Here is a 13363-nt window from a genome sequence, read left to right as displayed (position 1 = left end):
GCTACGACCGCAAACTCAGCGTTTGCGGTAATGTTATGGCGTTATAGCGTAGCGAGATACGTAAGTGTCTTACTTACGACCAGAATGGCCGAAGCCGCCTTCACCACGAGCGGTGGCGTCAAAATCTTCCACCAGATTAAATTCGGCCTGAACAACAGGGACAAACACCATCTGCGCGATGCGTTCACCGGGTTCAATAGTGAAGCTGTCCTGGCCTCTGTTCCAGACGGAAACCATCAACTGACCCTGATAGTCAGAGTCAATCAAACCGACCAGATTGCCCAGCACGATACCATGTTTATGGCCCAGACCGGAACGCGGCAGGATAACCGCTGCCAGGGCGGGATCGGCAATGTGGATAGCCAACCCGGTCGGCAGTAAAGTGGTTGCGCCAGGCGCCAACTCTACGGCGTCATCGAGACAGGCTCGCAGGTCAAGTCCGGCAGAGCCGGAAGTGGCATAGGTCGGCAGCGGAAATTGCTGTCCAACACGCGGGTCCAGAATCTTAACGTCGATTTTTTTCATCATAACGGGTCACGATCTCGTCGAGTAATAATTGGCCCAGGAGTTCTTTGCGCTCAAGCGGTAAGACTTTTTCTCCATCCTGCCAGAAAAGGTGTAAAGCGTTGCTGTCACTATTAAATCCTTGAGTTGAAAGCGAAACATCGTTCGCACAGATCAGATCAAGGTTTTTACGGATACGTTTTTGCCGGGCGTATTCTTCCACATTATTTGTTTCCGCGGCAAACCCAACGACATAAGGGCGATTATCTTTGAGTGCGGCGACCCCTGCGACAATATCCGGATTTTTGACCATTTTTACTGTTAATTCATCACCCTGCGTAGCCTGTTTTTTGATTTTTTCGCAGGCGACAGTGGCTGCGCGATAATCAGCGACCGCGGCACAACCAATAAAAATATGTTGTTGCTGAGCGCCAGCCTGCACCGCTGCTTCCATTTCCAGCGCAGTCATCACGTCGACACGCTGCACAAATGGCGGCGTCGGTAGCGACACAGGGCCAGACACCAGCGTCACGTTAGCGCCGCGGCGAGCGGCTGCGGCGGCGATAGCGAAGCCCATTTTGCCGGAGCTATGGTTGGAAATATAGCGCACCGGGTCAAGAGGTTCGCGCGTTGGGCCAGCCGTAATCATGATGTTGAGATGTTGCAGATCGTTGACAGATGAGAAGTGTGCCGCAGCCATTTCGACGATAGTCAACGGATCTAACATACGACCTGGGCCGATATCACCACACGCCTGGCTGCCGCTATCTGGTCCCCAGATAAGCAATCCACGAGAGGCAAGTATGCCAAGATTATGCTGTGTGGCAGCGGCGCGATACATCTGTTGATTCATGGCCGGAAGTACCACCACTGGCGCGGGTGTCGCCAGGCAGATTGTCGAGACCAAATCGTTGGCCATACCGACGGCCACGCGGGCTATCAGATCAGCCGTGGCCGGTGCGAGAATAACCAGATCGGCCCATTTCCCAAGCTCAATATGGCCCATTGCCGCTTCAGCTGCTGGGTCCAGCAGGCTGTCGGATACGGGGTATCCCGATACCGCCTGCAGGCTTAATGGGGTGATAAAAGCTTTTGCCGCTTCGGTCATTGCCACGCGAACATCAGCACCGCGATCGCGCAGACGACGCACCAGTTCAGGGGTTTTGTAGGCAGCAATGCCGCCGCTGACGCCGAGAACGATTTTTTTACCGGCCAGGCTCATGATGATCTTTCCTGTAGGGTTTCACCAAAGGCGGATATTTTATCACAATCCGGAATCTGTCGTGTCCTTGCGGGTTAATCACTTTGCGAGGCGCTACGCAAGAGTGAAAACAGAGCGTCGATTCACTTCTGGGCCTGTGCCAACATGCCTGCCCTGCTGAAAGGAGGTGTGAGGATGGAAGACTCTGAACGTTGGTTGCCCCGGGAAAAAATGTTATTGCAGGGGGTTGGCTCATTGAGCGATGCCGAGTTACTGGCGCTCTTTTTACGTACCGGGACGCAGGGAAAAGATGTGTTAACCCTGGCGAAAGAGATGCTCCAGCACTTTGGTTCGCTTTATGGTTTGCTGACTGCTGATTATTTGCAATTCAGGCATATCCCAGGAATTGGGGTAGCAAAGTACGCTCAGATAAAGGGCATTGCAGAGCTGGCCAGACGTTATTATGACGTACGTATGCACGAAGAGAGTCCATTACTGAGTCCTGATATGACCCGGGAGTTCCTGCAAAGCCAGCTGGCAGGCGAGGAGCGGGAGATCTTTATGGTGATCTTTCTTGATTCGCAGCATAAGGTTATCAAACACAGCCGCCTTTTTTCCGGTACGCTTAGCCATGTCGAAGTGCACCCGCGTGAAATTGTACGTGAAGCGATAAAAATAAATGCGTCGGCAGTGATCCTTGCACATAATCACCCTTCAGGGTGTGCAGAGCCGAGTAAAGCGGATAAACTCATAACCGAGCGAGTGATAAGCTGCTGTCAGTACATGGATATCCGGGTGCTTGATCACCTCGTCATTGGGCGCGGAGAGTACGTTTCTTTTGCAGAGCGTGGCTGGATTTAACGCACTTTGCGCGATCCATCGGGATCTTTGTCTGTTCGGGACTTGAGCACATCGCCGAGTCAGCGTATACTACGCCACCTTTGAGAATCTCGGGTTTGGCATTTGGGCCTGGCAATCGAGAGTTCGCATTTACACAAAATCATTCACGTTGCATCGCGGCGGCAAGGGAGTGAATCTCCTGGAGCTTACATTGGTAAGTGACTGGGGTGAACGAGCGCAGCCAACAAAGAGATAGCGTGAAGGATGTGTGTATTGAACTGCGATAACCAGGCTGAGAAGCCTGACGAGGCGCCAATACCCCATACGAAGCTCGAGCTAATTTGATTTTTGGAGAATAGACATGTCCCGAGTCTGCCAAGTTACTGGCAAGCGTCCGGTGACCGGTAACAACCGTTCCCACGCACTGAACGCGACTAAACGCCGTTTCCTGCCTAACCTGCACTCTCACCGTTTCTGGGTTGAGAGCGAGAAGCGTTTTGTCACCCTGCGTGTATCTGCTAAAGGTATGCGTGTAATTGATAAGAAAGGCATCGAAACAGTTCTGTCCGAACTGCGTGCCCGTGGCGAAAAGTACTAAGTACTAAGAGGAAATAAATCATGGCTAAAGGTATTCGTGAGAAAATCAAGCTGGTTTCTTCTGCTGGTACTGGTCACTTCTATACCACTACGAAGAACAAACGTACTAAGCCGGAAAAACTGGAACTGAAAAAATTCGATCCCGTTGTCCGTCAGCACGTTCTCTACAAAGAAGCTAAAATCAAGTAATTTTGGTTTCTTTGTAATGAAAAACCTCGCTTCGGCGGGGTTTTTTGTTTTCTGGCTGTCCCCATAATAAAGACATATAAACCCTAAATAATTCGAGTAGCAGGACAAAACGCGTAGTCGTTTTGAACAGCGCGTGCGCGGGCCCCTAAGGGGCGAGGCCCGTGGATGGGCCGGGTAATACAGCCAACACCCCTGCAATTTGAAGTATGACGGGTATAAACACTACCGGAGACGCTATGCCCGAATTACCTGAAGTTGAAACCAGCCGTCGTGGCATTGAACCACATTTAGTTGGAGCTACCATTCTACATGCCAATGTGCGCAATGGCCGTCTCCGTTGGCCGGTTTCCGAAGAGATCTATCGTCTGAGCGACAAGCCCGTGCTCAGCGTTCAGCGCCGCGCCAAATATCTGCTGCTGGAGCTGCCCGACGGCTGGATAATCATTCATCTGGGGATGTCGGGTAGTTTACGCATCCTTCCTGAAGAGCAGCCCGCTGAAAAACACGATCATGTTGATTTGGTGATGAGCAATGGCAAAGTACTGCGCTATACCGACCCACGGCGCTTTGGTGCCTGGCTCTGGACGAAAGAGCTGGAAGGGCATAACGTGCTGGCGCATCTCGGTCCGGAGCCTCTGAGCGGCGATTTTAACGGTGTGTACCTGCAACAAAAGTGCGCGAAGAAGAAAACGGCGATCAAACCGTGGCTGATGGATAATAAGCTGGTTGTGGGGGTGGGCAATATCTATGCCAGTGAGTCTCTGTTTGCTGCAGGTATCCATCCCGATCGTCTGGCTTCCTCGTTGTCGCAAGTGGAATGCGAGCTGCTGGTGCGCGTAATTAAAGCCGTTTTGCTGCGCTCAATCGAGCAGGGCGGGACAACGTTGAAGGATTTTCTGCAAAGTGACGGTAAACCCGGCTACTTTGCGCAGGAATTGCAGGTTTATGGTCGTAAAGGCGAACCTTGTCGGGTTTGCGGAACGCCGATTGTGGCATCAAAACACGCCCAGCGTGCGACGTTCTATTGTCGTCAGTGTCAGAAATAAGCGCCGGATGAATAAGCTTATTTTATCTTATTCATCAATGCCTGATGCACATTCGCAGGGAGAAAATGAGTCACATCGCCCTGATGACGCGCCACCTCTTTCACCAGTGTAGAAGAGATGAAAGACCACTCTTTGGAAGGCATCAGAAACACGCTTTCAAGCTGTGGCATCAGATGGCGATTCATATGCGCCAGCTGCATTTCATATTCAAAATCCGCCACGGCGCGGAGTCCGCGAATGAGGATATTCGCCTGCCGATCGCGGGCGAAGTTAGCCATTAAATCACTAAAGCCCATTACCTCTACGCTGGCAAGATGCGCAGTAGCCTGTTGTGCCAGTTCAACGCGCTCTTCAAGCGTAAACATCGGTTTTTTGCTGGGACTGGCGGCAATGGCCAGAATTACGTGATCGAACATCTCTGCGGCACGTGTGACAATATCGATATGGCCGTTAGTTACCGGATCGAAGGTACCTGGATAAATCGCCCGTTTCTGCATAACAGCCCTCAATGCGTTTTTGGTGGCAGGTAAGGTTCCAGTAGCTGTAACAAACGCTGGAGCGCGCCCTGGTTTTGATACAGCACTTCAACCGCGTGACGCCCATAGAAATTACGATAATCGGCATCGGTCAGTAAAGAGGAGACCTCTTTTGCCAGCGTTGTCGCGTCGGTGACGGTAATCAGTCCGCTTGCCTGCTCCAGCCGGGCGCAAATATCTTTAAAGTTAAAGATATGCGGTCCCATCAGTACCGGAATGGCGTGTGCTGCCGCTTCCAGCGGGTTGTGCCCGCCACGTTCAACCAGAGAGCCGCCAACGAAGGCAAGATCGGCAATCCCGTAAAGTAGCATCAGTTCACCCATCGTGTCGCCAATGACCACCTGCGTGCTGGAGGATGGAACCTCACCCGAAGAGCGTGTGGTATAGCTTAGCCCGGCATCGCGTACAAGATTAACCGCGTCCGGGAAACGCTCCGGATGGCGTGGTACCAGAATAAGCAGCAAATTCGGAAACTGATGTAAGAGAGCCTGATGAGCGGCAATAACGATACTTTCTTCACCATCATGTGTGCTGGTTGCGATCCATACCGGTCGGTGGGGTGCCCATTGACGACGCAGCGTGACGGCTTTTGCGGCAAGCTGTGGCGTAACGGAAATATCAAACTTAAGACTGCCGGTCACGGTAACCTGATTGTTTTTTGCCCCCAGGGTCACAAAACGCTCGCCATCTTCTTCATTTTGCGCGGCTATCAGCGTAATACGGCGTAGCAACTTGCGGACAAATTTCCCCAGCTTTGCATAGCCAGCAGCCGAACGGGCAGAGAGACGCGCATTGGCGATAACCAATGGAATATGGCGTTTATGCAGAGCGGTAATCAGGTTTGGCCACAGCTCGGTTTCCATAATCAACACCAGCTTGGGGTCAACTTTATTCAGGAAACGGTTTAATGCATCCGGTAGATCATAAGGGAGATAAACATGCTGTACGTCGCTGCCAAAGGCGGACTGTACGCGTTCTGAACCGGTTGGCGTCATGGTCGTTACCGTAATGGGGAGATCGGGATAACGATGACGTAAAGCGCGTACTAAAGGGATCGCCGCCAGTGTTTCCCCGACGGAGACAGAATGTAGCATGATCCCGCCAGGCTTCAGGGGGCGGCGAAAAAAACCGTAACGTTCACCCCAGCGTTTACGATAGGCCGGGGCTTTACGTCCGCGCACCCAAAGCCGTATCCAGATAAGCGGCTGAATAAGGTAGAGAAGGGCGGTGTAAAGCAATTCGAGCATAGTGAATAGCTGACTTATGGATGTGCTGGGGATTCTATGTATTTAGTTGGGGCTTTACCATTACTTTTCCTGATTTTAGCTTAAATAACCTTAAGTGCAGCGATACCACCGGACAATTTACCTTCATTTTGCATTTTTATGCTATCCATTGATATGCGCAGATACAGTGGGTTGTTCAGAAATGAAAATGTTCTCATTTGTGTTTTATCTGATTGATTTAAAAAACAAAACAGGTCTGTTTGCTTAGTTTCTATTCATGTCGGATCGCAGCGAAAGAAGTGATACACTAGCACGTAAAAGTAAGTGCGATATCAGTGATCAGGTAGCTGTTGAGCCTGGGGCGGTAGCGTACTTTTTCTGCTTAACTTTACTGGACAATCACAACATAAGAGTCGCTTGTGGATAAGCCATTTCGAAGAATCCTGGTCATAAAGATGCGTTTTCACGGAGATATGTTATTAACAACTCCAGTCATTAGTACGCTAAAGCAGAATTATCCTGACGCAAAAATTGATGTGCTTCTTTACCAGGATACTATTCCCATTTTGTCTGAAAACCCTGAAATTAATGTGCTTTATGGCATCAAAAATAAAAAATCAAAAGCCATAGATAAAATGAGTAACTTCATTGAATTAGTTAGAGCATTACGTGCAAATAAATATGATTTAGTGATTAACCTTACCGATCAGTGGATGGTTGCGGTATTAGTCAGGTTCCTTCGTGCACCCGTTAAAATTTCACAAGATTATGGGCATCGTCAGTCCTCTTTTTGGAAAAAGAGTTTTACCTGCCTGGTGCCTCTGAGCGGTGCGAATGTAGTGGAAAGTAACCTGTCAGTACTCGCACCACTGAAACTGGATTCGATAGTAGCGCATACGACCATGAGTTATCCCCCCTCCAGCTGGGAGCGTATGCGTAGTGAATTAGATAAAGCCGGTGTGGGGGAAGAGTATGTTGTGATTCAACCGACAGCCCGGCAAATATTCAAATGCTGGAACAACGAGAAATTCTCACAGGTGATAGATGCGCTGCATGAGCGTGGTCTTGCGGTTGTTTTGACTTCAGGCCCCGGCGCAGACGATCTGGCCTGCATAGATGCCATTGCACAAGGGTGTCTGAAAGCGCCAGTGACATCGCTTGCAGGTAAGATGAGTTTTCCTGAATTGGGGGCGGTTATCGATCATGCCCAGCTCTTTATTGGCGTCGATTCTGCACCCGGGCATATTGCCGCGGCGGTTAATACTCCGCTGATATGCCTCTTTGGTGCAACTGACCACAATTTTTGGCGCCCATGGTCAAATAATATGATTCAATTTTGGGCTGGTGATTATCGACCTATACCGCCACGCGAGCAGCGCGATCGCAACGAAATGTATCTCTCGGCGATCCCGGCTGAGGATGTTATAGCTGCGGTTGATAAGTTGCTATCAGGTCGACTCTTTTCGTCACAAGCCGGAACCTCTTTATGATTGTCGCTTTCTGCCTATATAAATACTTCCCCTTTGGCGGTTTGCAGCGGGACTTTATGCGTATTGCACAAACTGTCGCCGCTCGTGGACACCATGTTCGCGTCTATACGCAGTTCTGGGAAGGCGAATGCCCTGGCGTTTTTGAGTTGATTCGGGTCCCGGTTAAGTCACGAACGAATCATGGTCGTAACGCTGAGTATTATTCGTGGGTGCAGGCGCATTTGCGTGAACATCCTGTCGACCGGGTTGTGGGTTTTAATAAAATGCCAGGGCTGGATATTTACTATGCCGCTGACGTTTGTTACGCCGAAAAAGTGGCACAGGAAAAAGGCTTCTTCTATCGCTTAACGTCACGTTATCGGCATTATGCCGCATTTGAGCGTGCGACGTTCGAGCAGGGCAAACCTACCCAATTATTAATGCTGACCGATAAGCAGATCGCTGATTTTCAGAAACATTATCAGACAGAAGCCGAACGTTTTCATATCCTCCCTCCGGGGATTTATCCGGACAGAAAATATAGTCAGCAGATCCCCAATAGCCGGGAAATTTACCGTCAAAAAAACGGTATCACAGAGCAACAGTATTTATTACTGCAGGTTGGTTCTGATTTTACCCGTAAAGGGGTTGATCGTTCGATTGAAGCACTTGCATCCCTCCCGGAAGCGCTACGACACAACACGTTGCTCTTTATTGTTGGTCAGGATAAGCCACGTAAATTTGAAGCGCTGGCAGAAAAGCGTGGTGTACGGGCTAATGTTCATTTTTTCTCCGGGCGTAACGATGTTGCAGAATTAATGGCTGCCGCTGATTTACTCATGCATCCGGCGTACCAGGAAGCTGCGGGCATCGTGCTACTGGAAGCTATCACCGCTGGGTTGCCGGTTCTGACCTCGTCAGTATGCGGATATGCCCACTATATTGTGGATGCAAACTGCGGGGTAGCAATTGAAGAGCCCTTCCGACAGGAAACGTTGAATGACATTTTGCGTAAATCGCTGACGCAGCCTTCGTTACGCACAGCGTGGGCAGAAAATGCGCGGCATTATGCGGATACAGAAGATTTGTACAGTTTGCCGGAAAAAGCGGCAGACCTTATTACAGGTGGTTTGGATGGTTGAGCTGAAAGAGCCATTGACCACGCTCTGGCATGGCAAAGATGCTTTTGAAGAAGTCAAAACATTGCAGGGTGAGGTATTCAGAGAGCTGGAAACTCGTCGCACATTGCGATTTGAGTTGGCGGGTAAAAGCTACTTTCTCAAATGGCACAGGGGGACGTCCCTCAAAGAGATCGTGAAAAACCTGCTTTCGCTGCGTATGCCTGTTTTGGGTGCGGACAGAGAGTGGAACGCGATTCACAGGCTGAGTGATTTGGGGGTGGACACGATGCATGGCGTCGGTTTTGGTGAAAAAGGGCTGAATCCGCTGACCAGAACGTCATTCATTATCACAGAAGATCTGACGCCAACAATTAGCCTGGAAGATTATTGTGCCGATTGGGCGAGTAATCCTCCTGATGTAAAAGTGAAGCGGATGATCATTAAGCGCGTCGCGACGATGGTACGCCAGATGCATGCCGGGGGTATTAATCATCGTGATTGCTATATTTGCCACTTCCTGTTGCACTTGCCTTTTACTGGCCAGGAAGACGATCTGAAGATTTCTGTGATTGATCTGCACCGCGCGCAGATCCGTTCGAAGGTTCCACGCCGCTGGCGCGACAAGGACCTGATCGGACTCTACTTTTCGTCAATGAATATCGGCCTGACACAGCGCGATATCTGGAGATTTATGCGGGTGTATTTCGACGTATCGCTTAAAGATATAATAGTTCAGGAACAATCTTTGTTATCTGATGCGATAGCTAAGGCTAATATAATTAAGGAAAGAACTATTCGTAAATCGTTATAATTCCCGGAGATTATAAATGGGCTATCAGTATTTAAATGCTGAAGAAATGATTAAAAATACAATTATCTTCGGTGAGGGAAATAATAATTACGGGAATCCTACTTTCCATATTGCCTATGGGATTGACAGGAATTTCTTATTTGGCTGTGGTGTATCAATTGCCTCTATCTTGCTCCATAATAGTAATAGAGATTTTGTATTCCATGTGTTTATCGACGAACTCCCCGACGATGAAAAAATACGTTTTTCTCAACAAGCGAAACTCTTTAATACATGTATACAAATACATATTGTTAACTGCGAAAAACTAAAATCATTTCCGACGACCAAAAACTGGTCTGTTGCGATGTACTTCCGTTTTATTATTGGTGATTATTTTATTAGTCAACAGGATAGAGTGCTCTATCTTGATGCTGATATTATATGTAATAATGATATTTCTGCTCTATATAAATTGGATTTAGATAATAAAGTTGCTGGAGTAGTTGCTGAACGCGATGAAAAATGGTGGGAATTGCGAGCGAAAAGTCTTGAATATTATGAACTTGCAAAGGGTTACTTTAATTCTGGTGTTCTACTCCTGAATATAAATGAGTGGGCTAAAGAAGGCGTATCCGATAAAGCCATATCAATGTTATCGAACAAAGACGTGATTCGTAAATTGACTTATATGGATCAGGATATTCTTAACATGATTTTGCCTGGTAAAGTAAAATTCATCGATGGACGGTTTAATACTCAATTTAGTATTAACTACGAGTTAAAAGATTCCTTTATCTGTCCCATATATAAAGATACTGCTTTAATTCATTATGTAGGACCGACAAAACCGTGGCATTGCTGGGCTTGCTATCCTAGCACCATTCCTTTCATGGAGGCAAAACAAAAATCCTCATGGAAGGATAATGCTTTAATGAAACCTACTAACTCTAATTATTTTCGGTATTGCGCAAAACATAACTTTAAGCAGAAAAAAATCTTAAAAGGAATAAAAAATTATCTTTATTATTTTTATCTCAAAATAATAAAATAGATTTGGGGTTGCTCATGGATAAATTTATAAAAGAAACGTTTTTATATCAGACAAAACAAAAGAAATTAAATGTTCCTGAACTTAATATTTCTTATGGCATAGATAAAAATTTCCTTTATGGAGCAGGAGTATCTGTTTCATCGGTTTTAATTCATAATCCAGATATCAACTTTACATTTCATATTTTTACAGATTACGTTGATGATGACTATCTGGAAATGTTTAAGGAAACAGTCGAAAAGTTTAATACCACAATTATTGTATATCTTATAGATCCAATATATTTTACTGATTTACCTACGTCGCAGTTCTGGTCATATGCAACCTACTTTCGGGTATTGTCATTTGAGTATCTTAGTGAAAGTATTTCTACGCTACTTTACCTGGATGCAGATGTGGTCTGCAAAGGCAGTTTGAAATATATTACTGAGGTAAAATTCAATGATGAGTTTGCTGCTGTTATTCCGGATAATGACAGTACGCAACAAGCGAGTGCTGAACGCCTCAATCTGCCAGAGATAAAAGGTCGATATTTTAATGCCGGTGTCATTTATGTTAATCTTAAAAAATGGCACGAAGCCAATCTTACCCCCTATCTACTAAAACTTTTGAGAGGCGAGACAGAATATGGAAGATTAAAATATTTGGATCAAGATGCTCTGAATATTGCTTTTAATATGAATAATATATATATATCAAAAAAATATGATCAGATATATACATTGAAAAATGAGTTAAAAGATCGGGGTCATCAAGGATTTAAACAGACTATTACTGATGACACGGTATTGATTCATTATACTGGAATTACAAAACCATGGCATCTCTGGGCAGCATATCCATCTGCACAATTTTTTAATTATGCCAGAGAGCACTCACCCTGGAATAAACATCCATTAAAAGATGCACGCACTGTTGCCGAAATGCAAAAAAAATATAAGCATCAGTTTGTTCATGGTGAATATTTAAATGGTATGATTTCTTTGCTAAAGTATAAACTAAAAAAATAAGTTGATATTATGATTACAAGCACTCGCTATCGAGGATTTTCATTTTACTATAAAAATAATGAAAATAAATATAAAGAAATATTCGATCAAATTCTTTCTTATCAATTTAAAACAATTAAAGTTCTACGTAATATTGATGATACAAAAGTCTCATTGATTGAGACAAAATATGGTCGCTTTGTATTCAAAGTATTTGCTCCGAAAAATAAAAGAAATGAGCGTTTTTTTAAATCTTTTGTTAAAGGTGATTATTATAAAAATTTAATCATTGAGACAGATCGTGTAAGAAACTCGGGATTAAAATTTCCTAATGATTTCTACTTTCTCGCGGAGCGTAAAATATTTAACTATGCAAGTGTTTTCATCATGTTAATTGAGTATGTACAAGGCGTAGAACTTAATGATATGCCAGAGATATCCGAAGAGATAAAATTAGAGATAAAATCCTCGATGGAGAAGCTCCATTCATTAAATATGCTTTCAGGTGATCCTCATCGTGGCAATTTTATAGTTAGTAAAAATGGTGTTCGGATCATTGATTTATCTGGAAAAAGTTGTACAGCTGAAAGAAAAGCCCGGGATCGTATGGCGATGGAAAAACATCTGGGGATTCCTAATGAAATAAAAGATCCTGGATATTATTCGGTGATTTACAAAACCAAATTTCGTAAGATTATTAAAAAAATCAAAGGCAAAAAATAATATATTTTCCTCTGGGATTTAAATATGGACTTACTATCCGAAAGTATTTCAAAGGTTGTATCTTCAGGCTCTATTGTCAATTATGATAATGTTCTTGATATAGCATATGGAGTTGACCGTAATTTTTTATTTGGTGCGGCCATTTCTATGCAATCAGTGATAATGCATAATCCGGAAATAGGAATAAGATTTCATCTCTTTACCGATTATATCAATGATGATTATTTAGAAAGAGTGAGCTTGTTCACTAAAAAAAATTCCAATGCCCAAGTTTGTATTTATAAGGTTTCAAGTGTTTTTATTGATATTTTCCCGAGTTTAAAGCAATGGTCATATGCAACGTTTTTTAGGCTAGTTGCATTTCAATTTCTTAGCGATAGTATTGAAAATCTTTTGTATATTGATGCTGATGTGATCTGCAAAGGGCCACTTGATAAATTGTTAACGATTCATTTTGAAAAAAATGTCTGTGCTGCAGTTATAAAAGATGTGCCATTTATGCAAGATAAACCCGCCAGACGATTGGGTATTGAAGGATTGCCCGGTAATTATTTCAATGCCGGAGTAGTCTATTTAAAACTTGACGCCTGGAAAAAAAATAATTATATGGATAAAGCGCTTACAATGCTTGCAAGCGATCCTGAACATGAAAAATATAAATGCCTTGATCAGGATATCTTAAATGTTTTGTTTTTTGGTCATTGTATTTTTATTAGCGGGGATTATGATTGTTTTTATGGTATAGATTATGAGTTGAAGAACAAAACAGACAAGGATTATATAAAAATTATCACTGCAGAAACTAAACTTATTCATTATGTGGGGGTAACTAAGCCCTGGAACAACTGGACTGATTATCCGTGTCAAAAATATTTTAATAAAGCTTATAATCTCTCCTGCTGGAATGATGTTTCATTTATTCCAGCTATAACAGAGAAGCAATTTCAAGCTAAATATAAGCATGAATTAAAAAATAAAAAATATTTCTCAGCAGTTATAGATTATATGAAATTTTATAAAAAGAAAATACTTAGAAAATATTTTTCAAAATATTAATAACTCATTTTTCGCTGCGTTC

15 protein-coding genes are annotated in these 13363 nt (G+C 44.8%); 11 read left to right on the top strand and 4 right to left on the bottom strand.

Translation table 11 applies throughout. The features are described from left to right. Window positions 1–69 precede the first annotated feature (69 nt). Together dut and coaBC are read right to left on the bottom strand one after the other, a co-directional pair. Window positions 70–528: a dUTP diphosphatase gene (gene dut / locus C3432_RS21670; protein ID WP_181012963.1), complete on the bottom strand. Its 459-nt coding sequence runs from the start codon at window positions 526–528 to the stop codon at window positions 70–72. Next, on the bottom strand, window positions 506–1726 hold the full coding sequence (gene coaBC / locus C3432_RS21665; RefSeq protein ID WP_103778765.1) for a bifunctional phosphopantothenoylcysteine decarboxylase/phosphopantothenate--cysteine ligase CoaBC: 1221 nt from the start codon (window positions 1724–1726) through the stop codon (window positions 506–508). Before coaBC ends, dut begins: the two co-directional genes overlap by 23 nt. Before the next feature lie 174 nt (window positions 1727–1900). On the opposite strand from coaBC, the gene radC reads away from it, so the two are divergent. The 4 genes from radC to mutM all read left to right on the top strand — a co-directional run bounded on the left by radC (window position 1901) and on the right by mutM (window position 4377). Continuing rightward, window positions 1901–2566 carry a RadC family protein gene (gene radC / locus C3432_RS21660; protein ID WP_103778763.1) on the top strand — a complete coding sequence of 222 codons (666 nt, stop codon included), beginning with the start codon at window positions 1901–1903 and terminating at the stop codon, window positions 2564–2566. A gap of 340 nt (window positions 2567–2906) precedes the next feature. Then, window positions 2907–3143, top strand: a complete 237-nt coding sequence (gene rpmB / locus C3432_RS21650; RefSeq protein ID WP_003024071.1) for a 50S ribosomal protein L28 — start codon at window positions 2907–2909, stop codon at window positions 3141–3143. A 20-nt stretch (window positions 3144–3163) separates the two neighbouring features. Beyond that, a complete protein-coding gene (rpmG, locus tag C3432_RS21645) occupies window positions 3164–3331 on the top strand; it encodes a 50S ribosomal protein L33 (RefSeq protein WP_003024094.1) in 168 nt (55 codons plus the stop codon). Window positions 3332–3567: 236 nt separating this feature from the next. After that, on the top strand, window positions 3568–4377 hold the full coding sequence (gene mutM / locus C3432_RS21640; RefSeq protein ID WP_103778759.1) for a bifunctional DNA-formamidopyrimidine glycosylase/DNA-(apurinic or apyrimidinic site) lyase: 810 nt from the start codon (window positions 3568–3570) through the stop codon (window positions 4375–4377). A gap of 17 nt (window positions 4378–4394) precedes the next feature. Here mutM and coaD read toward each other — a convergent pair whose 3' ends face one another. Together coaD and waaA are read right to left on the bottom strand one after the other, a co-directional pair. Further along, window positions 4395–4874, bottom strand: a complete 480-nt coding sequence (gene coaD / locus C3432_RS21635; RefSeq protein WP_103778757.1) for a pantetheine-phosphate adenylyltransferase — start codon at window positions 4872–4874, stop codon at window positions 4395–4397. 8 nt (window positions 4875–4882) lie between these two features. Beyond that, complete coding sequence (waaA, locus tag C3432_RS21630; protein ID WP_103778755.1) at window positions 4883–6160, bottom strand: lipid IV(A) 3-deoxy-D-manno-octulosonic acid transferase; 1278 nt, start codon at window positions 6158–6160, stop codon at window positions 4883–4885. Window positions 6161–6558: 398 nt separating this feature from the next. On the opposite strand from waaA, the gene rfaQ reads away from it, so the two are divergent. From rfaQ to C3432_RS21595, 7 genes are read left to right on the top strand one after another with little or no spacing between them, the layout of a single operon-like run. Then, the gene (gene rfaQ, locus C3432_RS21625; RefSeq protein WP_103778753.1) at window positions 6559–7629 is read left to right on the top strand and encodes a lipopolysaccharide core heptosyltransferase RfaQ; all 1071 of its coding nucleotides are present in this window, start codon (window positions 6559–6561) and stop codon (window positions 7627–7629) included. Then, window positions 7626–8750, top strand: coding sequence for a glycosyltransferase family 4 protein (locus C3432_RS21620; RefSeq protein ID WP_103778751.1), 1125 nt, complete (start codon window positions 7626–7628; stop codon window positions 8748–8750). Before rfaQ ends, C3432_RS21620 begins: the two co-directional genes overlap by 4 nt. Then, complete coding sequence (gene rfaP, locus C3432_RS21615) at window positions 8743–9540, top strand: lipopolysaccharide core heptose(I) kinase RfaP (protein ID WP_103778749.1); 798 nt, start codon at window positions 8743–8745, stop codon at window positions 9538–9540. Before C3432_RS21620 ends, rfaP begins: the two co-directional genes overlap by 8 nt. Before the next feature lie 16 nt (window positions 9541–9556). After that, the gene (gene waaO, locus C3432_RS21610) at window positions 9557–10573 is read left to right on the top strand and encodes a lipopolysaccharide 3-alpha-galactosyltransferase (RefSeq protein WP_103778747.1); all 1017 of its coding nucleotides are present in this window, start codon (window positions 9557–9559) and stop codon (window positions 10571–10573) included. Between the two features lie 14 nt (window positions 10574–10587). Next, on the top strand, window positions 10588–11583 hold the full coding sequence (locus tag C3432_RS21605) for a glycosyltransferase family 8 protein (protein ID WP_103778745.1): 996 nt from the start codon (window positions 10588–10590) through the stop codon (window positions 11581–11583). 9 nt (window positions 11584–11592) lie between these two features. Continuing rightward, window positions 11593–12285 carry a lipopolysaccharide core heptose(II) kinase RfaY gene (gene rfaY, locus C3432_RS21600; RefSeq protein WP_103778743.1) on the top strand — a complete coding sequence of 231 codons (693 nt, stop codon included), beginning with the start codon at window positions 11593–11595 and terminating at the stop codon, window positions 12283–12285. A gap of 24 nt (window positions 12286–12309) precedes the next feature. After that, a complete protein-coding gene (locus tag C3432_RS21595) occupies window positions 12310–13341 on the top strand; it encodes a glycosyltransferase family 8 protein (RefSeq protein ID WP_103778741.1) in 1032 nt (343 codons plus the stop codon). The last annotated feature ends 22 nt before the right edge of the window (window positions 13342–13363 follow it).

Source organism: Citrobacter amalonaticus, from assembly GCF_002918555.1.
Taxonomy (GTDB): domain Bacteria; phylum Pseudomonadota; class Gammaproteobacteria; order Enterobacterales; family Enterobacteriaceae; genus Citrobacter_C; species Citrobacter_C amalonaticus_A.
This window is presented reverse-complemented; position numbering and strand designations above follow the sequence as displayed.

Coding starts and splice junctions, on each gene's coding strand:
- rfaY (WP_103778743.1), top strand. CDS start 11,593: ATGATTACAAGCACTCGCTATCGAGGATTTTCATTTTACTATAAAAAT.
- rpmG (WP_003024094.1), top strand. CDS start 3,164: ATGGCTAAAGGTATTCGTGAGAAAATCAAGCTGGTTTCTTCTGCTGGT.
- waaO (WP_103778747.1), top strand. CDS start 9,557: ATGGGCTATCAGTATTTAAATGCTGAAGAAATGATTAAAAATACAATT.
- mutM (WP_103778759.1), top strand. CDS start 3,568: ATGCCCGAATTACCTGAAGTTGAAACCAGCCGTCGTGGCATTGAACCA.
- C3432_RS21620 (WP_103778751.1), top strand. CDS start 7,626: ATGATTGTCGCTTTCTGCCTATATAAATACTTCCCCTTTGGCGGTTTG.
- C3432_RS21595 (WP_103778741.1), top strand. CDS start 12,310: ATGGACTTACTATCCGAAAGTATTTCAAAGGTTGTATCTTCAGGCTCT.
- coaD (WP_103778757.1), bottom strand. CDS start 4,874: ATGCAGAAACGGGCGATTTATCCAGGTACCTTCGATCCGGTAACTAAC.
- C3432_RS21605 (WP_103778745.1), top strand. CDS start 10,588: ATGGATAAATTTATAAAAGAAACGTTTTTATATCAGACAAAACAAAAG.
- rfaP (WP_103778749.1), top strand. CDS start 8,743: ATGGTTGAGCTGAAAGAGCCATTGACCACGCTCTGGCATGGCAAAGAT.
- waaA (WP_103778755.1), bottom strand. CDS start 6,160: ATGCTCGAATTGCTTTACACCGCCCTTCTCTACCTTATTCAGCCGCTT.
- dut (WP_181012963.1), bottom strand. CDS start 528: ATGATGAAAAAAATCGACGTTAAGATTCTGGACCCGCGTGTTGGACAG.
- coaBC (WP_103778765.1), bottom strand. CDS start 1,726: ATGAGCCTGGCCGGTAAAAAAATCGTTCTCGGCGTCAGCGGCGGCATT.
- radC (WP_103778763.1), top strand. CDS start 1,901: ATGGAAGACTCTGAACGTTGGTTGCCCCGGGAAAAAATGTTATTGCAG.
- rpmB (WP_003024071.1), top strand. CDS start 2,907: ATGTCCCGAGTCTGCCAAGTTACTGGCAAGCGTCCGGTGACCGGTAAC.